General features: G+C 65.0%; 16 protein-coding genes and 1 pseudogene. 7 read left to right on the plus strand and 10 right to left on the minus strand.

What is annotated here, in order from left to right:
* Positions 1-26 precede the first annotated feature (26 nt).
* Together ACVWYQ_RS37160 and ACVWYQ_RS37165 are read right to left on the minus strand one after the other, a co-directional pair.
* Positions 27-907, minus strand: a pseudogene (locus tag ACVWYQ_RS37160) (alpha/beta fold hydrolase).
* A 13-nt stretch (positions 908-920) separates the two neighbouring features.
* Positions 921-2,540: a GMC family oxidoreductase gene (locus tag ACVWYQ_RS37165; protein WP_404542436.1), complete on the minus strand. Its 1,620-nt coding sequence runs from the start codon at positions 2,538-2,540 to the stop codon at positions 921-923.
* A 170-nt stretch (positions 2,541-2,710) separates the two neighbouring features.
* Between ACVWYQ_RS37165 and ACVWYQ_RS37170 the strand changes: the two genes are divergently transcribed.
* A complete protein-coding gene (locus ACVWYQ_RS37170; protein WP_036023104.1) occupies positions 2,711-3,883 on the plus strand; it encodes a M20 aminoacylase family protein in 1,173 nt (390 codons plus the stop codon).
* Positions 3,884-3,988: 105 nt separating this feature from the next.
* On the opposite strand, the gene ACVWYQ_RS37175 is transcribed toward ACVWYQ_RS37170, so the two are convergent.
* Entirely contained in the window at positions 3,989-5,431 is a 1,443-nt protein-coding gene (locus tag ACVWYQ_RS37175) for a UdgX family uracil-DNA binding protein (RefSeq protein WP_404542433.1), read from the minus strand.
* Positions 5,431-6,666: a putative DNA modification/repair radical SAM protein gene (locus ACVWYQ_RS37180; RefSeq protein ID WP_271545268.1), complete on the minus strand. Its 1,236-nt coding sequence runs from the start codon at positions 6,664-6,666 to the stop codon at positions 5,431-5,433. The genes ACVWYQ_RS37175 and ACVWYQ_RS37180 overlap by 1 nt, the downstream gene beginning before the upstream one ends.
* Before the next feature lie 162 nt (positions 6,667-6,828).
* On the opposite strand from ACVWYQ_RS37180, the gene ACVWYQ_RS37185 reads away from it, so the two are divergent.
* From ACVWYQ_RS37185 to ACVWYQ_RS37195, 3 genes are read left to right on the plus strand one after another with little or no spacing between them, the layout of a single operon-like run.
* Positions 6,829-7,617 carry an ImuA family protein gene (locus ACVWYQ_RS37185; protein ID WP_271545267.1) on the plus strand — a complete coding sequence of 263 codons (789 nt, stop codon included), beginning with the start codon at positions 6,829-6,831 and terminating at the stop codon, positions 7,615-7,617.
* Positions 7,514-9,109, plus strand: a complete 1,596-nt coding sequence (locus ACVWYQ_RS37190; RefSeq protein WP_271545266.1) for a Y-family DNA polymerase — start codon at positions 7,514-7,516, stop codon at positions 9,107-9,109. Before ACVWYQ_RS37185 ends, ACVWYQ_RS37190 begins: the two co-directional genes overlap by 104 nt.
* The gene (locus tag ACVWYQ_RS37195) at positions 9,106-12,579 is read left to right on the plus strand and encodes an error-prone DNA polymerase (RefSeq protein WP_271545265.1); all 3,474 of its coding nucleotides are present in this window, start codon (positions 9,106-9,108) and stop codon (positions 12,577-12,579) included. The genes ACVWYQ_RS37190 and ACVWYQ_RS37195 overlap by 4 nt, the downstream gene beginning before the upstream one ends.
* A gap of 239 nt (positions 12,580-12,818) precedes the next feature.
* On the opposite strand, the gene ACVWYQ_RS37200 is transcribed toward ACVWYQ_RS37195, so the two are convergent.
* Together ACVWYQ_RS37200 and ACVWYQ_RS37205 are read right to left on the minus strand one after the other, a co-directional pair.
* On the minus strand, positions 12,819-13,589 hold the full coding sequence (locus ACVWYQ_RS37200) for an SDR family NAD(P)-dependent oxidoreductase (RefSeq protein ID WP_271545264.1): 771 nt from the start codon (positions 13,587-13,589) through the stop codon (positions 12,819-12,821).
* A gap of 174 nt (positions 13,590-13,763) precedes the next feature.
* Complete coding sequence (locus tag ACVWYQ_RS37205) at positions 13,764-14,051, minus strand: hypothetical protein (protein WP_135168054.1); 288 nt, start codon at positions 14,049-14,051, stop codon at positions 13,764-13,766.
* Between the two features lie 109 nt (positions 14,052-14,160).
* Here ACVWYQ_RS37205 and ACVWYQ_RS37210 point away from each other — a divergent pair, with 109 nt between their 5' ends.
* The 3 genes from ACVWYQ_RS37210 to ACVWYQ_RS37220 all read left to right on the plus strand — a co-directional run bounded on the left by ACVWYQ_RS37210 (position 14,161) and on the right by ACVWYQ_RS37220 (position 20,123).
* Entirely contained in the window at positions 14,161-15,561 is a 1,401-nt protein-coding gene (locus ACVWYQ_RS37210; RefSeq protein WP_271545263.1) for a CoA transferase, read from the plus strand.
* 166 nt (positions 15,562-15,727) lie between these two features.
* A complete protein-coding gene (locus tag ACVWYQ_RS37215; RefSeq protein ID WP_404542426.1) occupies positions 15,728-16,978 on the plus strand; it encodes an efflux RND transporter periplasmic adaptor subunit in 1,251 nt (416 codons plus the stop codon).
* A gap of 28 nt (positions 16,979-17,006) precedes the next feature.
* Positions 17,007-20,123 carry an efflux RND transporter permease subunit gene (locus tag ACVWYQ_RS37220; protein ID WP_404542423.1) on the plus strand — a complete coding sequence of 1,039 codons (3,117 nt, stop codon included), beginning with the start codon at positions 17,007-17,009 and terminating at the stop codon, positions 20,121-20,123.
* A 3-nt stretch (positions 20,124-20,126) separates the two neighbouring features.
* On the opposite strand, the gene ACVWYQ_RS37225 is transcribed toward ACVWYQ_RS37220, so the two are convergent.
* From ACVWYQ_RS37225 to ACVWYQ_RS37240, 4 genes are all read right to left on the minus strand, one after another.
* Positions 20,127-21,089 (minus strand): amidohydrolase family protein, encoded by a 963-nt coding sequence (locus ACVWYQ_RS37225; protein ID WP_404542420.1) that lies wholly within the window; start codon positions 21,087-21,089, stop codon positions 20,127-20,129.
* A 51-nt stretch (positions 21,090-21,140) separates the two neighbouring features.
* A complete protein-coding gene (locus tag ACVWYQ_RS37230) occupies positions 21,141-21,698 on the minus strand; it encodes a P-loop NTPase family protein (RefSeq protein WP_271545259.1) in 558 nt (185 codons plus the stop codon).
* 25 nt (positions 21,699-21,723) lie between these two features.
* A complete protein-coding gene (locus ACVWYQ_RS37235; RefSeq protein WP_271545258.1) occupies positions 21,724-23,154 on the minus strand; it encodes a TolC family outer membrane protein in 1,431 nt (476 codons plus the stop codon).
* A 188-nt stretch (positions 23,155-23,342) separates the two neighbouring features.
* The gene (locus tag ACVWYQ_RS37240) at positions 23,343-24,122 is read right to left on the minus strand and encodes an enoyl-CoA hydratase (protein WP_036006037.1); all 780 of its coding nucleotides are present in this window, start codon (positions 24,120-24,122) and stop codon (positions 23,343-23,345) included.
* Between the last annotated feature and the right edge of the window lie 76 nt (positions 24,123-24,198).

The raw sequence follows: 24,198 nt of genomic DNA on the forward strand, positions 1-24,198 counted from the left end.
CAGGCCGCCTCGTCCGCGGCCGAAACTTACCCGGCAAACTCGCGCACGGCTTCCACCACGTGCTCCGGCACTTCCTGCGCGACGCAGTGGCCGGCATTCTCGAAAACCCGCGTGGTCACGCCCGAGATCAGCGACACAGCGCGTCTCGCCATCTCCTTGTAGATTGGACCCGACTTCGCCGCTGTCGTGACGCGCACCGGACACTCGAGCTTGGTGAGCGAGGCAAACGGATTGCCGCGGGCATCCCCAATGTAGACCTGCTCCATCGCCTCGTAGATGGGGAGCAAGATCGCGGCTTCGATTTCCGGCGTGCAGCAGAGCCGGATACGGCCGTCATCCAGGGGCGCGAAGCCGTGGCGCACATACGCCCGTAGCGAGGTTTCGGTCCAATCCGCAAACGCCGGTGCTGCGCGGTAACGTTCGAACACGGCGTCGGGACTGTCGAACTCGGCGCGTCGGCGCAGCGTGCCCTGCACGCGGGCGAGCGATTCCTCGCTCAATCCGCCGGAGCGCGCCGCGCGCGGGTCCATGACGGTCGGCTCCATCACGAACAGGCGCGCGAAGCGACCGGGCAGGAGTTTCGCCGCGAGAAGGAGATCGGTCGCACCCGCGCTGTGGCCGATTCCGTAGATGTCGCGGAGATCGAGCGTATCGACCAACGGCAGATGTCGTCGGCGTAATCAAGGAAGTGATAGGCGCCAGGCTTGTGGCTTGCACCATGACCGCGGCGGTCGAGGGCATAGACGGTGTAGGTCGATGCGAGCTCGCGCGCGACCTCGTGCCAGACGTCGGCGACGAAACCGGTGCCGTGTACGAGCAGGGCAGGCGGCTTACCGCTCTCGCCCCATTGCAGCATGGCGATCTCTGCGTCGGCGGGACCGATTGAGAAACGGTACGGATCGATCATGAGCGATGGGATGCTACTTCGCATCCTCCAGGATCATCGTGGCGCCCTTCTCAGCGATCATCGCGGTCGGCGTATTGGTGTTGCCCGAGGTGATCGTCGGCATGATCGAGGCATCGACGATGCGCAGGCCGTCGAGGCCGTAGAAGCGCAACCGCTCGTCCACCACCGCCATTGGATCGTTCGCCGTGCCCATCTTCGCGGTGCCGACGGGATGGAAGATGGTGGTGCCGATGTCGCCGGCGGCTTTCGCGAGGGAGGCATCGTCGTCGCCGACGGAGGGGCCGGGCAGATATTCACTGGGGCGATATTTGGCCAGCGCTTTCTGCTGCATCAGGCGCCGTGTGGTGCGAATAGCGTCGGCGGCGACTTGGCGGTCGTCGTCGGTCGACAGGTAATTTGGCGCGATGATCGGCTTCTCGTCAGGCGTTGTCGCGCGCAACCGCACAGTGCCGCGCGAGGTCGGCTGCAGATTGCACGCGCTCACCGTGATCGCAGGGAAACGGTGCAGGGGATCGCCGAACTTGTCGAGCGAGAGCGGCTGCACGTGGAATTGGATGTTGGCGCGGGCGCGCGTCGCATCGGAGCGCGTGAAGATGCCGAGCTGCGACGGCGCCATGGTCAGCGGGCCGCGGCGGCGGAAAGCGTAGTCGAGCCCCATCAGGCCGCGGCGCAACAGATTGTAATAGGTCTCGTTCAGCGTGCGCGCGCCCTCGACCTTGTAGATCGCGCGCTGCTGCAGGTGATCCTGCAGATTGCGCCCGACGCCGGGCTTGTCCATGACGATGTCGATGCCGAGCGGCGACAGCCAGTCGGCCGGCCCAATGCCGGAGCGATGCAGCACCTGCACCGAGCCGATCGAGCCTCCCGAGAGCACCACCTCGCGCTTTGCGCGCGCCTCGATGATCTCGCCGTTCTGGATGAAGCGCACGCCGACGGCGCGGCCCTGCTCGATGATGAGGCGGTCGACCAGCACGTGCTTCTCGAGCCGCAGATTGGGGCGCCTCAAGGCCGGCTTGAGGAAGCCGCGCGCCGAGGACCAGCGCCGGCCGCGCTTCTGGTTGACGTGGAAATAGCTGGTGCCTTCATTGTCGCCGGTGTTGAAATCCGGGATGCGTTTGATGCCCATCTCCTCGGCGGCGTCACCGACCGCGTCGAGAATGGCCCATGAGAGCCGCGGTGCCTCGATGCGCCAGCCGCCGCCGGCGCCGTGATGCTCGCTGGCGCCGAGGAAGTGGTCTTCGAGCTTCTTGAACAACGGCAGCACGTCGTCATAGCCCCAGCCGGTCAGGCCAAGCTGGCGCCAATGATCGTAGTCGGCAGCCTGTCCGCGCATCGAGATCATGGCGTTGATTGCCGAGCAGCCGCCGATCACCTTGCCGCGCGGATACGCCAGCGAGCGGCCGTTCAGGCCGGGCTCGGCCTCGGTTTTGAACATCCAGTCCGAACGCGGATTGCCGATGGCGAAGAGATAGCCGACCGGGATATGGAACCAGATCCAGTTGTCGTCGCCACCGGCTTCAAGAATGAGAACGCGGTTGCCTGGGGCAGCCGACAGCCGGTTGGCAACGATGCAGCCCGCGGTGCCGGCTCCGACGACGATGTAGTCAAACTCACCTTCAAGCCGCCTCGGCATTCTGCGTCCACCCGGATTCTCTTTGCTTTCCGTTTAATAGGCAGACGCAGCCGACCGGGACAAGCCCGGCCATGCCAAGTGAACAGGGCTAGACCCCGATTGCCGGCGGTTGGGTGGACCGACGCTTGCATGGTAGACAATCCTGTATTTCCAACAGCTCGAGACCTTCCATGCCCATCGTGAACCGCGTCGCCGACCTTCAACCCGATATCCAGGCCTGGCGGCGGGACATCCATCAGCACCCCGAGCTGCTGTACGATGTCCACCGCACCGCAGCATTCGTTGCTGACCGGTTGCGGGAGTTCGGCTGCGACGAAGTCGTGACCGGTCTCGGCCAGACCGGCGTCGTCGGCGTGATCAAGGGCAACAAGCCCACCGGCGAGGGGCTCAAGGTGATCGGCATGCGTGCCGACATGGACGCGCTGCCGGTCGAGGAGCAGACCAATCTGCCTTACGCCTCCAAGATCCCCGGCAAGATGCACGCCTGCGGCCATGACGGCCACACCGCGATGCTGCTCGGGGCGGCCCGCTATCTCGCCGAGACGCGCAATTTCGCCGGCGATGCCGTGGTGATCTTCCAGCCCGCCGAGGAGGGTGGCGCCGGCGGCGCGGCCATGGTCAAGGATGGCCTGATGGAGCGGTTCGGCATCGAGCAGGTCTATGGCATGCACAACGGCCCGGGCATCCCGGTCGGCTCGTTCGCGATCAGGCCAGGCCCCATCATGGCGGCGACCGACGAGGTCGACATCATGATCGAGGGCGTTGGCGGCCATGCCGCGCGTCCGCACAAATGCGTCGATTCCGTGCTGGTCGGCGCGCAGGTGATCACCGCACTGCAGTCGATCGTCTCGCGCAGCGTCGATCCCCTGGAATCGGCGGTCGTATCGATTTGCGAATTCCACGCCGGCAATGCCCGCAACGTCATTCCGCAGACCGCGACCCTGAGAGGCACCATCCGCACACTGTCGCCTGAGGTGCGCAAGCTGGTCGAGAAGCGCGTGCATGAAGTCGTGGCGGGCATGGCGCAGATCACCGGCGCCAAGATCGACCTGCACTACAAGCGCAATTATCCGGTCGTGAACAATCATGCGGCGGAAACCGAAGTGGCACGGCGCATCGCCACGCAGGTCGCGGGCGAGGCCCATGTCCACGAGATGGCGCCGCTGATGGGCGGCGAGGATTTCGCCTACATGCTGGAAGCGCGGCCCGGGGCCTTCATCTTCTGCGGCAACGGCGACAGCGCCGGCCTGCATCACCCCGCCTACAATTTCAACGACGAGGCGATCGTCTACGGCACGTCCTATTGGGTGAAGCTGGTCGAGGAGCAGCTCGCGGCGTCGTAGGACCGGGTCCGAAGCACAGATGAAAGGGCCCGTGCATTCCACGGGCCCTTGTCTATTTGAGAGATCGGATCGTCAACAACGGCGTGAAGCCATTTCCCGCTGTATTCACGCAGCCCGTGCGGCCTTCTTCTGCAGGCCGGCGGCGATCTTCAGATCTTCGACGAAGCGCCGATATTCCAGAACCTTGGCTTCGGGATCAGGCAGTCGCAGCAGATAGGACGGGTGCACGGTCACCAGCGCCTTGCGGCCTTCGGGAAGCTCGATCAACCGGCCGCGGTTCTTCCCGATAGGGGTGATCTTGCCGAACACGCTTTGCGCGGCGGTGGCGCCCATCGCCACGATGAGATCCGGTTGGATTGTCGAAACTTCCCGCTCATACCATTGCCGGCACGCCCGGATCTCGGGTGTGTTCGGCTTCTGGTGCAGGCGAATCTTTCCGCGCGGCACGAATTTGAAGTGTTTCACCGCGTTGGTGACATAGACCTTCTTGCGGTCGACGCCGGCCTCCTCCAGCGCGCGATCGAGCATTTGCCCGGCCGGGCCGACGAAGGGATGGCCGGCGAGGTCTTCCTTGTCGCCGGGCTGCTCGCCGACCAGCATGATGTTGGCATTCTTCGGCCCTTCGCCGAACACGGTCTGTGTCGCGTCCTTGTAGAGATGGCAGGCGCGGCAATGCGCGGCCTCCTCGCGGAGCGTTTCGAGATCGTCGGCAGCTGGCTTGCGTCTCATCGGAGCCTCCGGCCGCTTCTGAGGCTTGTGCGGATCGGTTGCGGCATTGGCGATCATGGCGCCGGTCATGCGCTCGGCGTCTTCGATCAAGGGCTTAATGATCGAGGCCTCGGGCAGGTTCCTCCAATATTTCTTCGGCATCTCGGCCTGCATCGCCTTCACCTTGAGCCGGGCCGGATTGAAGATGCTGGCATAGTAGCGCCGCCAGGTTTCCTCCAGCCGGTCTTCGCCCGGCGCCTCGCTCTTGCTGACGCCCGGCGTGAAGGAGAGCGCATGGCCGTCCCAATGCGCGCAGAGGTCCGGCGTCAGGATCGACCAGGGCATGTCGGCAAAGCGCTTGGCGAAGAACGGCGCGGCGAGCTCGACGACGTGATGCTCCGGCTCGAACCAGGCGACGTAGTGCGCCTGGCGTTCCCTGCCGATCTCGCGGAAGCGCACGAAGGCATGCATCTTGTGCTCGTCGCGATAGACCGCTTTCGCCATGGCCGTGACAAGCGCGACATCGGGGTCGGTCGCGACCTCGATGAGATCGTGATTGTCCTTCAGCCGGAACAGCAGGCGATACAGGATCGCAAAGCGCTCGTTGTCGCGATGCAGGATCGCCGCCTTGGCAAGCTCGACGAATTTTGCCGAGACGGTGAACGTGCCGTCGTTCACCTCGAGGATCGGAGACGGCGCTTGCGGCGCGAACAGCTCGGCTTCACGGCCCTGCACGGTCCAGGTGGCCTCGCCGGGCGGCACGTGATGGAGCACGAGGCTACGCGCGGCTTTGCGCCAGCCGTCGAAATCGGTTTCGGTGTCGAGCATGATGTACTGCATCAGAAGCCAAATCCCAGTTGCGTTGCTTTCGGCTTGAACCGTTCGATCAGCCCGGCAGCATCGAGACGATGCGGTGCGGGACGGTGATCGCTGAGGACGATGAACGGCAGTGCCTTGTTGCGGGGCACATGCAGCCGCGCGAGGTCGGCGAGGCGGATCGTGGTGGTGCGCCGCGTCGCGAGGATGCGTTCGACCGTCCTGGTGCCGAAGCCCGGCACCCGCAGCAGCTCCTCGCGGCTGGCGCGGTTGACGTCGAGCGGGAAGCGGTCGCGGTGGCGCAGCGCCCAGGCGAGCTTGGGATCGATGTCGAGCGGCAGCATCGCGCTGTCGTCGACGATCTCACCGACGTCGAAGCCGTAGAACCGCATCAGCCAGTCGGCCTGGTAGAGCCGGTGCTCGCGCAGCAGCGGCGGCTGTATCAGAGGCAAAGCATGGCTCGCGTCGGGGATCGGGCTGAAGGCGGAGTAATAGACGCGCCGCAGCCGGTAGGCGCCGTAGAGATTGGCGCTGGTGTGGAGAATGGTGTGATCGGAGGCGCTATCTGCGCCGACGATCATCTGCGTACTTTGTCCGGCGGGCGCGAAGCGCTGCGGTTTGGCCTTTGTCTTCGCGCTGCGGCTGTCCTCGGCCTCGTCCAGCTTCAGCCGCAGCCGGCCCATGGTGCGGCGGATCGCGCGCACGTCCTTCTCCGGCGCGAATTGCTGCAGGCTCGTCTCTTCAGGCATCTCGATGTTGATCGAAAGGCGGTCGGCATACTTGCCGGCCTCGGCGATCAGCGCGTCGTCGGCCTCGGGAATGGTCTTCAGGTGGATGTAGCCGCGGAAGTGATGCTCCTCGCGCAGTTTTCGCGCGACGTTCACCACTTGCTCCATCGTGTAATCAGGGCTGCGGATGATGCCGGAGGAGAGGAATAGGCCCTCGATGTAATTGCGCCGGTAGAAGTCGAGCGTGAGCTTGACCAATTCGTCGATGGTGAAGCGGGCGCGTGGGACGTTCGAGGAGGCGCGGTTGACGCAATAAAGGCAATCGTAATTGCAGGCGTTGGTCAGCAGCACCTTGAGCAGGGAGATGCAGCGTCCGTCCGGCGCGTAGGAATGGCAGATGCCCATGCTTGGGGCGGTCGAGCCCATGCCCTTGCCGTCGCTGGAATCCCGCTTCTCGGTGCCGCTGGAAGCGCAGGATGCGTCGTATTTGGCGGCATCCGCCAGAATCTCCAGCTTGCGTTGTACGTCCATGTTTGAATCTCTTTGATTCCGCTCATGAATCTTTGGATGCGCCAATTCGATTGACTCTGCCGGCGCCGTTAGCTTTATATTAGAACATATCATGAACAAATGAGCCAGCTGCTGGTTCTCTTTTTGAGAGCCATCGGCAATCACCTCTGAGGAGCGGCGAGCATGAGCGGCGCACGTATGAGCGCGCTTGCGATCCTGCGCGGCCAGATCGAGCGCATCGAGACGGCGGAGGTCGTGCATCCGCGCGATCGCATCGCCCTCGGCCATGGCGCGGCCGACGCCGTGCTGAAAGGCGGGCTCGCGCGCGCGGCGATCCACGAGGTGTTTTGCGAAGGGCGTCAGGGCGCGGCTGCGACGGGGTTCGTCATGGGCCTTGCGGGACGCGTGAGCGCGCGCCGGCCGCTATTGTGGGTGCGGCAGGATTTTTCGGAGCTCGAAACCGGTGCGCTGTCGATGAGCGGGTTATCCGAGCTAGGCCTCGACCCTCGCCGTGTGGTGATGGTGCGCGCCGCCGATGTCGAGAGTGCGCTGCGCACCTCGGCCGACGCGCTCGCCTGCGATGCGCTGGGCGCCGTCGTGCTCGAGCTCTGGGGCGATGTCAGGCAGTTCGATCTGGTGGCAAGCCGCAAACTGACGCTGGCCGCGCAATCTTCCGGCGTTACCGGCCTCTTGCTGCGCATGGCGGCGCAGCCGCTGCCTTCGACCGCGGAGACACGATGGATGCTGCGTGCGGCGCATTCGCCTCCGGGCTCGATGTGGAGTGCCTGGGGCGCGCCGGTGTTCGATGCCGAGCTCTTGCGCAATCGTCATGGCCCGTGCGGCCGGTGGATCATGGAATGGAATTGTGATGAGTGCCAGTTCAGTGAACCCTCGACGTATCCTCAGCCTGTGGCTGCCGCGCCTGCCCATCGACAGGATCCAGCGGTTCGTTGGCAGCGCCGGGCTGGGTAAACCCAATCATGAGCCTGATATCGTCGTCATCAAGGACAACAATGCGCTGGTGATCCATGCGCTGGACGAGGCCGCCGAGCGCCTCGGTCTGTATATTGGCCAGCCGCTCGCCAATGCGCGGGCGATGTGCCCGGACTTGCGTGTGTTCGACGCCGATACCGTGGCCGATGCGAAGACGCTCAGCGATATCGCCGATTGGTGCGACCGTTTCACGCCGCTGGTGGCGCTCGATCCGCCGCACGGGTTGTTCCTGGACATCACCGGCTGCGCGCATCTGTTCGGCGGCGAGGCCGCGTTGTTGCGGACATTGGTCCGCGCATTAGCCCGTCAGGGCTTTGCCGTCAACGCGGCGATCGCCGGCACCTCGGTTTGTGCGCGCACGCTGACGCGGCAGGCCACGGGTACCATCGTGGCCGATGGCGGGGAGGCGGAGGCGATCAGGTCGTTTCCAGTCTCCGCGCTCGGTGCAGGTGAAGCCATCACCACCGGCCTGCGCCGCGCCGGGCTGAAGACCATCGGTGATGTCGCATCGCGCAGCGCCTCCGAGATCACGGCGCGGTTCGGCGCCCGGTTCTCCACGCTGCTCGCCCATGCGCTGGGGCAGGGCGATGCGCCGATCAGCCCGCGCAAACCGCCGCCCGATTACATCGTCGAAAAACGCTTTGCCGAGCCGATCGCGACCGACACCATGATCGCGATGACGCTGTCGCGGCTGGCCAATACGTTGATCGCGTCCATGGAGAAGCAGGGCAAAGGCGCGCGGCGGCTGGAAGCGGCATTCTTCCGCACCGATGGCGCGGTGCGTACGATCACGGTCGAGACTGGACGTCCGGTGACGCGAAGCGCCGTAATCGACCGCTTGTTCCGCGAGCGGCTCGATGCACTCGCCGATCCCCTCGATCCCGGCTTCGGCTTCGACATGGTGCGCCTATCGGCGAGCCGCACCGAGATCGTGGTGCAGGAGCAGCGCGATCTCGATGCCCATGTCCACGACAACGACGAGCTCGCCGCGCTGATCGACCGCATCGCCGCGCGCATCGGCGGCAAACGCGTCGTCGTGCACCTGCCGCAGGATACTCATATTCCCGAAAGCGCGGTGCTGGCCGCATCGGCGCAGCATCATCTCGCCGCTGCCATGCAGGCCGAATGGCCGGCGCGCGTCGCGAGCGAGCCGCCGCTGCGTCCCTTGCGCCTGTTCGACAAGCCGGAGCCGATCAAGGTGCCGTTCGCGACCGTGCCCGATGGCCCGCCGCATCAATTCACCTGGCGGCGCGCGCTGCATGCGGTGGTGCGGGTAGAGGGACCCGAGCGCATCGCGATGGAATGGTGGCGGCAGGACGGCAAGCAGCTGACGCGGGATTATTTCCGCATCGAGGATGCCGAGGGCCTGCGCTTCTGGATCTTTCGTGACGGTCTCTATGAAGGCGAGGTGTTCGACGGTGACGGCAAGCCGGCGTCTCCCGGCTGGTATGTGCATGGTCTCTTCGCATGAACAGCCCCGCTTATGCCGAGATCGGCATCACCACCAATTTCTCCTTCCTGCGCGGCGGCTCGGATCCGCGCGCCTATGTCCACCAGGCGAGCGCTTTAGGAATTCCTGTGATCGGCATTGCCGATCACAACACGCTCGCGGGTGTGGTGCGGGCCTACAAGGAGCTCGACAATGACAAGGTGCTGCACAAGCCGAAATTGTTGATCGGCGCCCGCATCGTCTTCGTTGACGGTACGCCCGACATCCTGGTCTATCCACGCGACCGCGCGGCCTATGGCCGGCTGTGCCAGCTCCTCACGAGAGGCAAGCGCGGCGACGACATCACGCGGATCGAGAAGGGGGAGTGCCGTCTCACCTTGGCCGATCTCCTGGAATTCTCGGAAGGCCAGCTCCTGGTGTTGACGTTGCCGCATCGTTTCGAGCCGGCGCGGGCGCTGGATGTCCTCGCAAAACTCAGGGATAGCCGTGCCGAGGGCGTGTGGCTCGCGGCGAGCCTGCTCTATCGCGGCGACGACAAGCGTCGCCTGTCGCGGCTTGATGATCTCGCCGCAAAGGCAAAGGTGCCGCTGCTCGCGACCAACGAGGTGCTGTATCACGATCCCCGCCGCCGTCCGCTCCAGGACGTGCTGACCTGCATCCGGGAAAAGACCACGATCGAGGCGATTGGGCGGAAGCTCGAGGCCAATGCCGAGCGCTTCCTGAAGACGCCACGCGAAATGGCGCGGCTGTTCCGGGATTTTCCCGAAGCGATCGCGCAGACCCTGCGCTTTGCGGACGCAATCGAGTTCTCGCTCGATCAGCTCAAGTACCAATATCCCGACGAGCCGGTGCCGCCGGGCAAGACCGCGCAAGGGCATCTGGAGGATCTGACCTGGGCGGGCGTCGACAAATATTTCGGCGGCAAGATCGGCGACAAGCTGCGCGCGACTCTCAACAAGGAGCTCGCGCTGATTGCCGAGCTGAAATACGCGCATTATTTCCTCACCGTGCACGATATCGTGCACTACGCGCGCAGCCAGAACATTTTGTGCCAGGGTCGCGGCTCGGCGGCGAACTCGGCCGTATGCTACGTGCTCGGCATCACCTCGGTCGACCCGACCAAGGTGGACCTCTTGTTCGAGCGCTTCATCTCCAAGGAACGGCTGGAGCCGCCCGACATCGACGTCGATTTCGAGCATTCGCGGCGCGAGGAGGTGATGCAATATGTCTACCGCCGCTACGGTCGCCACCGCGCCGCGATCATCGCCACCGTCATCCATTATCGCCCGCGCAGCGCCATCCGCGACGTCGGCAAGGCGCTCGGCCTGACCGAGGACGTCACCGCCGCGCTCGCCGACACCGTCTGGGGCAGCTGGGGCAAGGGCCTCAACGACATGCAGGTCCGGCAGGCCGGGCTTGATCCCGGCAATCCCATGATCAATCTCGCGGTCGAGCTTGCGACCGAGCTGATCGAATTCCCGCGCCATCTGTCCCAGCATGTCGGCGGCTATGTGCTGACGCAGGACCGGCTCGACACCTATGTGCCGATCGGCAATGCCGCGATGGACGATCGCACCTTCATCGAATGGGACAAGGACGACGTCGACGCGCTGAGCATGATGAAGGTCGACGTGCTCGCCCTGGGTATGCTGACCTGCATCAGGAAATGTTTTGATCTCATCGACCAGCACAAGGGCGAGCGTTTTGTGCTGGCGAGCGTCCCCCAGGACGACCCCAGGGTTTACGACATGCTGTGCCGCGGGGAATCGCTCGGCGTGTTCCAGGTCGAAAGCCGCGCCCAGATGAACATGCTGCCACGGCTGAAGCCGCGCACCTTCTACGATCTCGTCATCGAGGTCGCGATCGTGCGCCCCGGGCCGATCCAGGGCGACATGGTGCATCCTTACTTGCGGCGGCGGAACGGGCTCGAGAAGGTGAGCTACCCCTCGCCGTCGCCGGAGCATGGCGACAAGGACGAGCTCTACAAGGTGCTGCACAAGACGCTCGGTGTCCCGCTGTTCCAGGAGCAGGCGATGCGCATTGCAATCGAGGCCGCGCACTTCACCTCCGAGGAAGCCAACGGCCTGCGCCGCTCGATGGCGACCTTCCGCAATGTCGGCACTATCGGCCAGTACGAGGAGAAGCTGATCGGCAACATGGTCGCCCGCGGCTACGATCCCAATTTCGCCAAGAGCTGCTTTGACCAGATCAAGGGATTTGGCTCCTACGGCTTCCCGGAGAGCCATGCTGCGAGCTTTGCACAGCTGGTCTATATCTCGTCATGGCTGAAGCACTATCACCCCGACGCCTTCTGCTGCAGCCTGTTGAACTCGCAGCCGATGGGCTTCTATGCACCGGCGCAGATCGTCGGCGATGCCCGCAAGAACGGCGTCGAGGTACGCGACATCGACGTGTCCTACAGCTTTGCGCAGAACACGCTGGAGGAGGGGAGCGGCAAATTCTGCGCCGTGCGGCTGGGCTTCCGCCAGATCGATGGATTTCATTGGCTGGACGAGGATGAGGAGCGCCTGAAGCGCTCTCAGCTGTCATTCCATAGCGATGCGCCAGCGTCGAGCCCGGAATCCACGATCGGGAGTATGGATTCTAAGGTGCGCAATTGCGCACCAGAGCTCGCGCCAAGATGCGCGCCCCGGAATGACGACGTGGAGAGAGTGCCCGACTGGGCCGACCGCATCGTCGCCGCGCGCAACCGTCGTCCCTTCACCTCGCTGGAGGATTTCGCCCGCGACACCGGCCTGCCCAAGCGCGCGCTGATCCTCTTGGCGGATGCCGATGCGTTCCGCTCGCTCGGGCTCGATCGCCGCGAAGCGCTGTGGCAGGTGCGGCGGCTGCCTGACGACATGCCGCTGCCGCTATTCGAGGCGGCGACCGCGCGCGAGCAGCCGGACGAAGGCGCAAAGCCGCTGCCGGTGATGCCGCGCGCAGAGCAGGTGGTTGCCGACTACCAGACCATCCGCCTGTCGCTGAAGGGACATCCGATGGAATTCTTGCGTGAGATGTTTACGCGCGAGCGTATCGTCGCCTGCAAGGAGATCAGCCATGAGAACGAGCGGCGACGCGTCCGCTGCGCCGGCGTGGTCCTGGTGCGACAGCGGCCGGGCAGCGCCAGCGGCGTCGTGTTCATGACGCTGGAGGACGAAACCGGCATCGCCAATGTCGTGGTCTGGCCCAAGATCATGGAGCAGTACCGGAAAGAGGTGATGGGCGCACGCCTCATCCTGGTCGAAGGCTACATCCAGAGCAGCCCGGAGAAGGTGACGCATCTCATCGCCCAGCGCATGGTCGACCGCTCGCACGATCTGGTCGGATTGGCCAACGATGCGCTCGGCCGCAAGCATCCGCTGCCCGCCGGCGCCACCGTGGTCGAGCCGCTCAACGAAGATCCCCGCGCGCTTACGGACATGCCTGCGCAAAAAATCCGCCACCCCCGCAACGTCCGCATCCTGCCGCCGTCGCGGGATTTCCATTGAGGCTCGTGCCTCTCGCAAAGCTGCAGTAGGGTGGACAAAGGCGCGTAAGCGCCGTGCCCACCTTAGAGCATGATCCGGAAAAGTGTGAAGCGGTTTTCCGAAAAGATCATGCTCAAACAATAACCTAAAGCGCGATGACGAATAATCCTAATCGCATCGCGCTTTAGCATCTCGTTGCGAAAGCGGTGGGCACGCTTCGCTTTGCCACCCTACAAGCTCGTCGCTGATGATGCCGTCCCTTAAAAGTTCACCCGGTTCGAGATCGCGCCATCCACCACCAGATTCGAGCCCGTCGTGAACCCCGACACCGGGCTGGCCAGAAACACCGCCGCGCTCGCGATGTCCTGCGGCGTCGCCATGCGGCCGGTCGGATTGCGCTTCATCGCGTCCTGGTACCGCTCCGGCATGTTCTTCTCGATCATCTCCCAGACGCCGCCCTTGAAATAGACGGTGCCGGGCGACACGACATTCACGCGGATCTTCTTCTTCGCGTATTGCCGCGCCAGTCCCTTGGCCATGTGGATCAGCGCGGCCTTGATCGGGCCGTAGGAGCTGGCCGCGTCCGCCTGCGCCGCTGAAATCGACGAGATGATCACGAACGCGGCATCGCCGCTGCCGGCGCCGCTTGTCTCGAGGAACGGCCGTGCGGCGTCGAAGGCGTGCACGGCGCCGAGCACGTCGAGCCGGAAATTCTGCTCCCAGGATGCGGGATCGTGCCCTTGCGCCATTGCGCCGGCATTGGAAAACAAAAGGTCGATGCCGCCGAGCTCTTTTGCTGCAGCCTCGATCCAGTTTTTGAGCGCCGCGCCGTCGGTGACGTCGACCGGGCCGCCGGTGGCGTTGATGCCGCTCGCCTTCAACTCCGCGACGGTGGTAGCAACCTGATCGGCGTTGCGGGCGCACACCGCGACATTGGCACCTTCACCGGCCAGCGTCGCCGCAATCGCCCGCCCGATGCCGCGCGTGCCGCCGAGCACGACGGCGTTCTTGCCTTTGAGACCGAGATCCATGGTTGGCTCCGTTTTGTTGGTCGTGCGACTGTAGCTGTTTCAAGAAAGCTTCAGAAGTCTCTCGATCGTCATTGCGAGGAGCGCTTGCGACGAAGCAATCCAGACTGCAGCCGCGGAAAGATCCTGGATTGCTTCGCTGCGCTCGCAATGACGTGGGGAGAGGCAGGGCCCACCTCACTCGGGCGCCGCCCCGACCGGCGGGCCACCGGGCGGCCGGTGCAGGAAGGTCAGCGAGGCATAGGCACCGGCCCAGGAGCCGATCGCAGCGAAGGCGACATAGAAGGCGTTCTCGGTGTAGCTGATCACGGCGTAAGAGGAGAGCAGGTACCAGATCGCGCTCCAGTTCGCCGCGGGGATGCGCTTGCGGGCGATCACGGCCGAGGTGAACATGACATAGACGGCGTCGGTGGCCGCCGTCGCGATGAACACGGCACCTGCGATGAGGGGATCGATGGCGACCATTGCATTCCCTTATGTGCTGATGGATGGTCGTAAAAATACAGCATGATCCGGAAAAGTGTGCAGCGGTTTTCCGAAAGATCATGCTCAATCGCAAGGGAGAGAAGCGGTCATGCAAAGCCCCGCCGACATCCTCGAGGGCATCTGGACCTCCGCTGGCGGGGATCCGACAGCGCTCGGCCGCGTGCGGCTGACTGGCGAGGAGCCGCAAATACCGTCCTCGTTTCGCGTTGCCGTCGCCGGCCAGACCACGATCGCGGCGGCCGGCCTTGCCGCCGCCGAGATATGGAAGCTGCGCAGCGGCGAGGCGCAGGACGTCTCCGTCGACATCCGCCACGCTGTCGCCGAATGCCGTTCCGAGCGCTATCTGCGCCTCGACGACAAGCCGCCGCCGCCGGCTTGGGACGCGATCGCCGGCGTCTACCGAACCGGCGATGGCCGCTTCGTTCGCTGCCACACCAATTTTCCGCATCACCGCGACGCCGTCTGCAAGGTGCTCGGCTGCGAGCCCGAGCGCGAGAAGGTGCAGGCCGCGCTGATGCAGTGGAAAGGCGAGGACTTCGAAACCGCGGCCTACGCCGCGTGCGGCGCCGTCGCCTTGATGCGCTCCTACGACGAATGGTCCGCGCACCCGCAGGCGCGCGCGCTCGCGCGATTGCCGCTGCTCTCGATCGAGAAGATCGGCGAGGCGCCGCCTAGGCTGTGGCCAAGAGGCGATCGTCCGCTCTCGGGCCTTCGCGTGCTCGATCTTTCCCGCGTCATCGCCGGCCCCGTCGCCGGCCGCACGCTCGCAGCGCACGGTGCGGACGTGCTGCTGGTGTCAGGCCCGGAGCTGCCCGCAATCGACTGGCTCACCATCGACACCGGCCGCGGCAAGCTCACCACCTTCATCGAGCTGAAGAGAAAGGCCGGGCGGGCGCAGCTGCGCGAGCTGTTGAAGGACGCCGACATCTTCTCGCAAGGCTATCGTCCGGGCGCGCTCGCCGCGCTCGGCTTTGCGCCAGAGGACGCGGCGCACATCACGCCCGGCATCGTCTATGTGACGTTGTCAGCCTACGGCCATGCCGGTCCTTGGGCCGAGCGGCGCGGCTTCGACTCGCTGGTGCAGACTACGACCGGCTTCAACCATGCCGAAGGCCAGGCCGCCGGCATCGATGGTCCCAAGGAATTACCGGCACAGATGCTCGATCACGCCACCGGTTTTCTGATGGCGTTCGGCGCGATGATGGCCAAGGCACGCCAAGTTCGCGAAGGCGGCAGCTGGCACGTGCGCGTGTCGCTGGCGCAGACCGGGCGCTGGCTGTGGAATCTCGGCCGGCTCGAGGGCGGATCGAATATCCCGGATCTTGGGGGAGAAGCCGTAGATGCTGCGTTTATGCAGCACATGCAATCTGGCTTCGGCATGTTGAAGGCGGTGCAGCATTCCGCACTTCTGTCGAAGACGCCGGCGCAATGGAGCCGTCCGGCGATGCCGCTCGGCAGTCATCCGGCACAATGGCCGGGCCGAAGCTGACATGAAGCTGACGTGGGACTGACGTGAAGCTGACGTGTCGCAAGATTTTAAAGCAAACGGAAAGGGCCACGCGCTTTTTAGGTTGTTTGAACTCTCAATTCGGCACTATTAGCGCGATCGACGAGGCACTCATTTGCCGAGATCGTCGCAGACACGCCCGGGCCCCATGGCACTTGAAAATATCAAGCGATTGCACCTGATTGCAAAACAACGGGTGATCGCATCCATAGTTTTACTAGCTCTCGCCGGCGCCGGTGTCGGAGCGTACGGCTTGTTCTCTTCGGGCCCGAAGGCAAAGAATCACTCCGAGATCTCGAGCCAGTCGCGCAGAAATGCGCAGACCTTCGCGCCAACGCCGTCCGAATGGGCGACGCTGACGATCGAGCCGGTCAAAGCCAGGAGCTTCCGGGCCGAGTATGTCACCGAGGGCAAGGTCGCGGTCGACGAAGACCGCTCGACGCCGGTGTTCTCGCCCTATGCAGGCCGTGTCACCAAGCTGCTCGCCAAGCCGGGCGAGACGCTGAAGCAAGGTCAACCACTGTTTACGATCGAGGCCGCCGACACCGTGCAGGCCCAGAACGATTTCATCGCGGCGATGACCTCGCAGAACAAGGCGAAGTCGGCGCTCGAGCTCTCCGACATCCAGTTCAAGCGCGCCAAGGACCTCTATGAGGGCCATGCCATTCCGCTCAAGGATTACCAACAGGCGGAAGCGGCCCAGGTGCAGGCGCGCAACGACATGCGCTCTTCGATGACGGCGCTGGAAGCCGCGCGCAACAAGCTGCGCATCCTCGGCTTCACCGACGAGGCCATCAAATCGTTCCAGGAAAAGGGCGTCATCGATCGGGAGATCACGATCCATTCGCCGATCTCCGGCACCGTCGTGCAGCGCAAGATCGGCCCGGGCCAATACGTCAATTCCGGCGCCAGCGATCCGGTCTTCGTGGTCGGCGACCTCTCCACGGTCTGGCTCACCGCCTTCGTGCGCGAGAGCGATGCGGCCGCGGTGTGCACCGGGCAGGACATCACCGTCAACGTGATGGCGCTGCCGGGCCGTCCGTTCAGCGCTAAGATCAACTACGTTGCCGCCGCGATCGACCCCGCCACCCGCCGCCTGCTGGTCCGCGCCACAATCGACAACAAGGACGGGCTGCTCAAGCCGGAAATGTTCGCGAACGTCACGATCTATTCGGCCGGCGACCGCGCCGCGCCGGCGGTGCCGAAGCAGGCGCTGATCTACGAGGCCGACAAGGTCCGCCTCTGGGTCGCACGCGAGGACAAGTCGGTCGAGCTGCGCCAGATCAAGATCGGTCTCATCAACGGCAACCTCGTCGAGGTCACCAGCAATCTGAAACCCGGCGAGCAGATCGTCACCAAAGGCAGTCTGTTCATCGACCGCGCGGCGTCCGGCAGCTGATCGACGACCCAAGAAATTGAAGACCTGAATGGATCGTCTCGTCGCCCTTGCCGTCAACCGGCGTTTCCTCATGGTCGGCATGTTCGTCGCCGTGCTGATCGGCGGCCTGATCGCGTTCAACCAGCTCAACATCGAGGCCTATCCCGACCCGACCCCGCCGATGGTCGATATCGTGACGCAGAGCCCGGGCCTGTCGGCGGAGGAGATCGAGCGCTACATCACGATCCCGATCGAGACCCAAGTCGCCGGCCTGAAGAACATCACGACCATCCGCACCATCTCGCTCTACGGTCTGTCCGACGTCAAAATCCAGTTCTCCTTCGCCTACACCTATGACGAGGCGCAGCAGCAGGTGCTGAATCGCCTGGCGCAGCTCGCGCCTTTGCCGGGCAACGTGCAGCCGCAGATCTCTCCGCTCAGCCCGATCGGCGAGATCTTCCGCTATCGCCTCGTCGGTCCGCCGAACTACAGCGTGCTCGACCTCAAGACCATCCAGGACTGGATACTGCAGCGCCGCTTCCGCGCGGTGCCCGGCGTGATCGACGTCACGGGTTGGGGCGGCAGGAGCAAGACCTACGAGATCCAGGTCGATTTCAACAAGCTGGTCGCCAACGGCCTGACGCTGCCGCAACTGCTCCAGGCGGTCGGCAATTCCAACGTCAATGTCGGCGGCAACACCGTCGATATCGGCCAGCAATCCGCCGTGGTGCGTGGCGTCGGCCTGATCCGCTCGATCGACGACCTCGCCAACACCATGGTGGCGCAGACCGGCGGCAATCCGGTGCTGGTCAAGGACGTCACCACCGTCACCGTCGGCCAGAAGCCGCGCCTGGGCATTGCCGGCCTCGACGATTCCGACGACATCGTGCAGGGCATCGTCCTGATGCGGCGCGGCGAGCAGAGCGCGCCGACCATCAAGCGCGTCCACGAGCTCGTTCAACAGATCAACAATTCCAGCATCCTGCCGCCAGGCGTGCGCATCGAGCGCATCTACGACCGCGGCGACCTGATCGAACTCACCACCCACACTGTGCTGCACAACATGGTGATCGGCATTCTGCTGATTGTCCTGTTGCAGTGGATCTTCCTCGGCGATCTCCGCAGCGCGCTGATCGTCGGCGCGACCATTCCGTTCGCGCTGTTCTTCGCCGTCATCATCCTGGTGCTGCGCGGGGAATCGGCGAACCTCCTGTCGGTCGGCGCGATCGATTTCGGCCTCATCGTGGACGCCACCGTGATCATGGTGGAGGCGATCTTCCGCCGCCTCACGCAAACGACGCCGATGTCGGAATCCGAGCATATGTCGCCCGAGACGCTGTTCGGCATGAAGAACCATGCCATCCTCAGCGCGGCCGCCGACGTCTCGCGATCGATCTTCTTTGCCGCGGCGATCATCATCGCGGCGTTCCTGCCGCTGTTCACGCTGTCAGGCGTCGAGGGCAACATCTTCGGGCCGATGGCACGTACCTATGCGTATGCGCTGGCCGGCGGCCTGCTTGCCACGTTCACCGTGACTCCCGCGCTGTCCGCGATCATCCTGCCGGCGCATGTCGAGGAGACCGAGACGAAGGTGATGCTGATCCTGCACCGGCTCTACATGCCTCTGCTGAATTGGGCGGTCGCTAACCGCAACATCGTCCTCGGCGCCGCGGTCGGCCTGGTATTGGTGACGGTCGCGCTCGCCCGGCTGCTCGGCCTCGAGTTCCTGCCGAAGCTGGAGGAGGGCAACCTCTGGATCCGTGCCACGCTGCCGCCGACCATCTCGCTGCAGGAAGGCAACGGCTACGTCAACGAGATGCGCAAGGTGATCCGCGCCCGGCCCGAGGTCGAATCGGTCGTGTCGCAACACGGCCGTCCCGACGACGGCACCGACGCCGCCGGCTTCTTCAACGCCGAGTTCTTCGCGCCGCTCAAGCCCGTGAGCCAGTGGCCCGGCACCCGCGACAAGGAAGAGCTGACCGCGCAATTGCTCAAGCAGCTCGACGATCGCTTCCCCGGCGTCGAATTCAACTTCTCGCAATATCTCCAGGACAACGTCTCCGAAGCCGTGTCCGGTGTGAAGGGCGAGAACTCGATCAAGCTGTTTGGTAGCGATCTCCAGGCTCTCACCGACACCGCCAACAAGATCAAGCAGGTGCTGTCGACCGTGCAAGGCGTCACCGACCTTGCGGTTTTCACCTCGCTGGGCCAGCCGACTGTTCAGATCGACATCGACCGCGCCAAGGCGGCGCGCTACGGCCTTGCACCGGGCGACATCAACGCCACCATCAAGGTCGCGATCGGCGGCGACACCGCCGGCGACCTCTATGAGCCCGGGAGCGACCGCCACTTCCCGATCATCGTCCGCCTCGCGCCGGAGTACCGCCGCAGCGCGGAGGCGATCCAGAATTTGCGGATCGGCGCGCCCGGGCCGAACGGCACCGTCACGCAGATTCCGCTGAGCGAGGTCGCGACCATCAGCCTCGTCTCGGGTGCGGCCTACATCTATCGCGAGCAGCAGGAGCGTTATCTGCCGATCAAGTTCTCGGTGCGCGAGCGCGATCTAGGCAGCGCGATCCGCGAGGCGCAGGACAAGATCGCCGCGCAGGTGCAGCTGCCGCCGGGCTCGCATATGGAATGGGTCGGCGAGTTCGGCAATCTGCAGGACGCGATCCGGCGGCTGTCGATCGTGGTGCCGATCTCGCTGGCGCTGATCGGCGTGCTCCTCTGGTTCAATTTCGGCTCGATGACCGACACGCTGCTCGCGATGAGCGTGATCCCGATGGCGATCTTCGGCGGCGTGCTCGGCCTCTTGATCTCGGGCACCGCGTTCAGTGTCTCCGCGGCGATCGGCTTCATCGCGCTGTTCGGCATCGCGGTGATGGACGGCATCATCATCCTGTCGCAGTTCAACCAGCTGATCGAGGAGGGCATGGACCGCATGAGCGCGGTGGTGCGCACCGGCGAGCTGCAGCTCCGGCCGGTGCTGATGACCTGCGTGGTCGCAGGAGTCGGCCTGCTGCCGGCGGCGCTGTCGGAAGGGATCGGCTCGCAGGTGCAGAAGCCGCTCGCGGTCGTCGTTGTCACCGGCATGATGCTGGCGCCGGTCGTGATCCTGGTGACCTTGCCGGTGCTGATCTCCTTCTTCTCCCGCCGCGCACGCTGATCGTCAGAACCCGTAGAGCCGCGCCGGATTGTCGACCAGGATCTTTTTGCGCACCTCGGCATCCGGTGCCCACACCGGAAGCTGGTTGAGCAGGCGGCCGTCGTCGATCTGGTAGAGCGGCGCGATGTCGGTGGGCTTGCGGCCCTCGACGCGGCTCGAATCCGGATGCGGCCAGTCGGTGCCCCAGACGATGCGGTCCGCATTGGCCGCGATCAGCGCGCGGGCATAGGGCACCATGTCCTGATAGTCGGGCGCCAGCTTCGACGAGCGATAGGCGCCGGAGATCTTCACATAGGCCTTGCCGGATTTCACCAGCGCGACGAGATCGGAGAAGCCGGGCTGCTCCAGGCCGAGCGAAGCCTCGAGGCCGCCGAAATGGTCGAACACGACCGGCACCGGCGCCGTCTCGACGAGGTCCTTGATCGCAGAGATCATGGCAAGCGTGGTGTAGAGCTGCACGTGCCAGCCGCGCGCCTTCATGCGCTCGACGACGGCGGTGAAGCGCGGCCGGCCGACATTGGGGTCGTTGACGCCGCCGGTCGCCAGATTGAGACGGATGCCGCGGAAGCCCTCTTGATGCATCGTATCGAGCGCGCTCTCCGGCGTCTTGTCGTCGATCACGGCGACGCCGCGCGCGGTCGCGCCGCGCGCCTTCATGCCGAACAGCGTGGAGGAATTGTCGATGCCGTAGACGCTCGGCGTCACGATCACCACGCGCTCGATATGCATCGCCTTGTGCAGCGCCGCCATTTCTTCCGGCGAAGCCGGCTCCGGCGTATAGACACGCCCGGCGAAGAACGGAAACTTTTCGACATCGCCATGAATGTGGGTGTGGCAGTCGCAGGCATGCGCCGGCACATCGAAATTGATCGGCGTCGAGGGCTGCGCCGCGCGGGCACGGGCTTTGCTAGTCATGGCTACTCCGGCCGCAAGGGAGGCAAGCAGGACGCTGCGTCGGCTGAGCACGGTTTCTCTCCCGGTTTGTTTTTTATCGGCGAGTGGGAGGAGATTATCACATCAGCCGGGCAACTGCTCCGCTTCGCTGCATAGCTGCTCGACAAGGTCCGCAAGCGGACGTGAGCCGTCCACGCGCACGACCGGGCAGGGCAGGCCCGAGAGCCACGCTTCGTGCTTGGCGAGACTGCGGCCTTCGCGATCGCCGGCTTCGTAATGGGAGGCCCATTCGACGAAGTCTTCGGTTTCGCCATGGCGCCAGCCGCCCGGTGCGACGGCATCGGCGCCGAAATGGGCGGCCTCGCGGGCGCGCAATCGTTTCATCCGGATCTCGCGCGGCGCGGTCACGAAGACGACCAGGTCGAAGTACGAAACGAGCTCTTCGCCCCAGCCGGTGACGGACCCGCTCAGCACCCAGTCGAGACGCGGCAAGAACATCTCGTGCATCAGGCGCAGGCGGTCGGCGGCGGGGCGGGTCGTCCGATAGGGCGGCACCGTCGGCAGCCAGAAATAGTCGTCGCTGTCATGATGCGGCAGCGCCAGCCGGCCCGCGAGCGCGCGGCCGATCGTGGTCACGCCGCAGCCCGAGGCTCCCATCAGATGGATGCGGCGGCTTTTCATGTGCATCCACCAAAGAGACTTAAGGCTACTGCCCCGACGGCGTCCGCAGGCCGTGCCAGGCGTCACGGACCTGATGGTAATGCACCTCGGGCAGGTAGTCCGGCGTGTTCAGGTTCAGCGTCTTGACGTCGAGATGGCCGATGGCGCTGAGCAGCGTGTAGGAGGCGATCACGCGGTCGCGTTGCGCGCCGATCAGGCGGGCCTTGGCCTGGATCAGGTCGGCCTGCGAGTTCAGAACGTCCACCGTCGTGCGCTGGCCGCCGGCCGCCTCGCGCTGCACGCCCTGCAGCGCGACGGTGGCCGCCTTCACCTCGGATTCCGAGGCCGAGACCGTGACCTTGGCGCCTTCATTGGCGACCCAGGCGCTGACCGCCGCCGTGCGCGCCTGGTTGCGCACCTGGTCGAGAACGAGGCGGCTCTGCGCCGTGATCTCCTTGGCCTGCCGGGTCTGCGCCGCGGCCTGGCCGCCGTCGTAGATCGGCGCGGTGACGTTGGCGACGATCGAGGCTTGATCCTCGGCGAAGGTACCGAGCGTCGGGTCGTTGTTGCGGCTCTTGCTGGCGCTGCCCTGGATGGTTGCGCTCGGCAGCAGCGTGCCTTCGGCGATGCGGATGTTGGTGGAGGCGACATCGACGTCGAAGCTGGCGGCCATCACCGCCGGATGCTGGCGGATCGCCATCGTCATGGCGTCCTCGCGGCTCTTCGGCAGATAGCGGTCGACGGCCTCGGCAGGCCTGAGCTGCGAGGGCGCATTGCCGATCACTTGCGCATAGGTGGCCTGGCTGACCGCAAGCGCGACCTCGGCCGCGTTGAGATCGGCAAGGCCACGATTGAGGCGGGCCTCGGCCTGCGCGGTGTCGGTCGGCGTGACGTCGCCGGCATTGAGCCGGCGCTGGGTGACGGAGAGCGTCTCGCGCAGGAAGGCGACGTTGGAGCGCTGCGCCTCGACCAGTGACTGGTTGGCGAGAACGTTGGTGTAGGCGGTGACCGCATCGAGCAGCACGCCCTGGCCGACATTGCGGAGCGCTTCGCGGCCCGACTGCACCTGGAGCTCGGCGGCCCGCACGCCGTTGGCGGTGCGGAAGCCGTTGAACAGGCTCTGCGTCACGGTGACGCCGATGATCCAGGGCTTCAGATTGCCGGTCTGGATGGTGTTGTCCGGCAACAGATTGCGCACCGATTGCAGGCCGGCGCTGAGGCTCGCCACGATCTGCGGCCGGTAGCCGGCCAGCGCCTGCGGCACGTTCTCGTCGGTGGCGCGCTGGCGCGCACGCTCGGCATTGAGCTGCGGATTGGTCTGATAGGCTTTTGCCAAGGCGTCCGGCAGGGCTTCGGCCGATGCCACGGAGGGAAGGGCGCAAGAGAGCGCCAGCGTGGTCCATGTCGCAAGCACATGACCCGCGCCCGATCGACGTCGCGTCACCCCGCGACCAGCTCTGGCGGTACGCCCAATCATGTAATCCCGCTTAACCCCGGCTGTCCGCCCCCCGCCGACGATGGCCTCTTAACTGTTTAGCCAGCCGAGGTCCCGCAGGCAAACTGCCGCGGGCAAAACTCCCATGTATTCCGTGCTTGTTGCAGGCGCGTCACAGGCTGTGCGCGGGAAAGCGCCAGAGCCTTACACTGGCCTGACCGGCTCGTGCGCTACCGGTTCTTGTTCACAGGCTTGCGCTTCTCGATGAACGCCGCCATGCCCTCCGAACGGTCCTCGAGCGCGAAGGTCGAATGGAACAGGTTGCGTTCGACGCTCATGCCTTCGGAAAGCGTGGTCTCGAAGGCGCGGTTCACCGCTTCCTTGGCCATCGCGGCCGCAGGGCGCGACATCGCGGCGATCTTCTCGGCGGCCGCCATGACCTCGTCCATCAGCTTGTCGGCGGGTACGATACGGCTGACCAGGCCGGAGCGCTCGGCTTCGGCGGCGTCCATCATCCGGCCGGTGAGGCAGAGGTCCATGGCCTTGGACTTGCCGATCGCGCGCGTCAGCCGCTGGGTACCGCCGATGCCGGGAATGGTGCCGAGCGTGATCTCGGGCTGGCCGAACTTCGCGGTGTCGGCGGCAATGATGAAATCGCACATCATGGCAAGCTCGCAGCCGCCGCCGAGCGCGTAGCCGGCGACCGCGGCGATCGTCGGCTTGCGGCAGCGCGCGATGCGGTCGCCGCCGATCGCGGCGAAATCCTCGGAGAACATGTCGATGAAGCCCTTGGGCTGCATCTCCTTGATGTCGGCGCCGGCGGCAAAGGCCTTCTCGTTACCGGTCACGACGATGCAGCCGATGGCGTCATCGGCCTCGAGATCGTCGACCGCAGCTGCGATCTCGCGGAAGACGCCGAACGAGAGCGCGTTGAGCATCTTCGGCCGGTTCAGCTTGACGATGCCGACCGCGCCGACGCTCTCGACGATGATGTGTTCGAACGTGCTCATGCTCCACCCACGCTTTCGATTGAGCGGGCAATGTGCCCGCTGGCGCGGATGCCTTCAAGGGGGCCGGACGCGGGAC

The organism is Bradyrhizobium sp. USDA 3397 (assembly GCF_054060965.1).

What these genes read in the sequence shown, in the direction of transcription:
- ACVWYQ_RS37165 (WP_404542436.1), bottom strand. Translation starts at nt 2,540, where the DNA reads ATGCCGAGGCGGCTTGAAGGTGAGTTTGACTACATCGTCGTCGGAGCC.
- ACVWYQ_RS37170 (WP_036023104.1), top strand. Translation starts at nt 2,711, where the DNA reads ATGCCCATCGTGAACCGCGTCGCCGACCTTCAACCCGATATCCAGGCC.
- ACVWYQ_RS37175 (WP_404542433.1), bottom strand. Translation starts at nt 5,431, where the DNA reads ATGCAGTACATCATGCTCGACACCGAAACCGATTTCGACGGCTGGCGC.
- ACVWYQ_RS37180 (WP_271545268.1), bottom strand. Translation starts at nt 6,666, where the DNA reads ATGGACGTACAACGCAAGCTGGAGATTCTGGCGGATGCCGCCAAATAC.
- ACVWYQ_RS37185 (WP_271545267.1), top strand. Translation starts at nt 6,829, where the DNA reads ATGAGCGGCGCACGTATGAGCGCGCTTGCGATCCTGCGCGGCCAGATC.
- ACVWYQ_RS37190 (WP_271545266.1), top strand. Translation starts at nt 7,514, where the DNA reads ATGAGTGCCAGTTCAGTGAACCCTCGACGTATCCTCAGCCTGTGGCTG.
- ACVWYQ_RS37195 (WP_271545265.1), top strand. Translation starts at nt 9,106, where the DNA reads ATGAACAGCCCCGCTTATGCCGAGATCGGCATCACCACCAATTTCTCC.
- ACVWYQ_RS37200 (WP_271545264.1), bottom strand. Translation starts at nt 13,589, where the DNA reads ATGGATCTCGGTCTCAAAGGCAAGAACGCCGTCGTGCTCGGCGGCACG.
- ACVWYQ_RS37205 (WP_135168054.1), bottom strand. Translation starts at nt 14,051, where the DNA reads ATGGTCGCCATCGATCCCCTCATCGCAGGTGCCGTGTTCATCGCGACG.
- ACVWYQ_RS37210 (WP_271545263.1), top strand. Translation starts at nt 14,161, where the DNA reads ATGCAAAGCCCCGCCGACATCCTCGAGGGCATCTGGACCTCCGCTGGC.
- ACVWYQ_RS37215 (WP_404542426.1), top strand. Translation starts at nt 15,728, where the DNA reads ATGGCACTTGAAAATATCAAGCGATTGCACCTGATTGCAAAACAACGG.
- ACVWYQ_RS37220 (WP_404542423.1), top strand. Translation starts at nt 17,007, where the DNA reads ATGGATCGTCTCGTCGCCCTTGCCGTCAACCGGCGTTTCCTCATGGTC.
- ACVWYQ_RS37230 (WP_271545259.1), bottom strand. Translation starts at nt 21,698, where the DNA reads ATGAAAAGCCGCCGCATCCATCTGATGGGAGCCTCGGGCTGCGGCGTG.
- ACVWYQ_RS37235 (WP_271545258.1), bottom strand. Translation starts at nt 23,154, where the DNA reads ATGATTGGGCGTACCGCCAGAGCTGGTCGCGGGGTGACGCGACGTCGA.
- ACVWYQ_RS37240 (WP_036006037.1), bottom strand. Translation starts at nt 24,122, where the DNA reads ATGAGCACGTTCGAACACATCATCGTCGAGAGCGTCGGCGCGGTCGGC.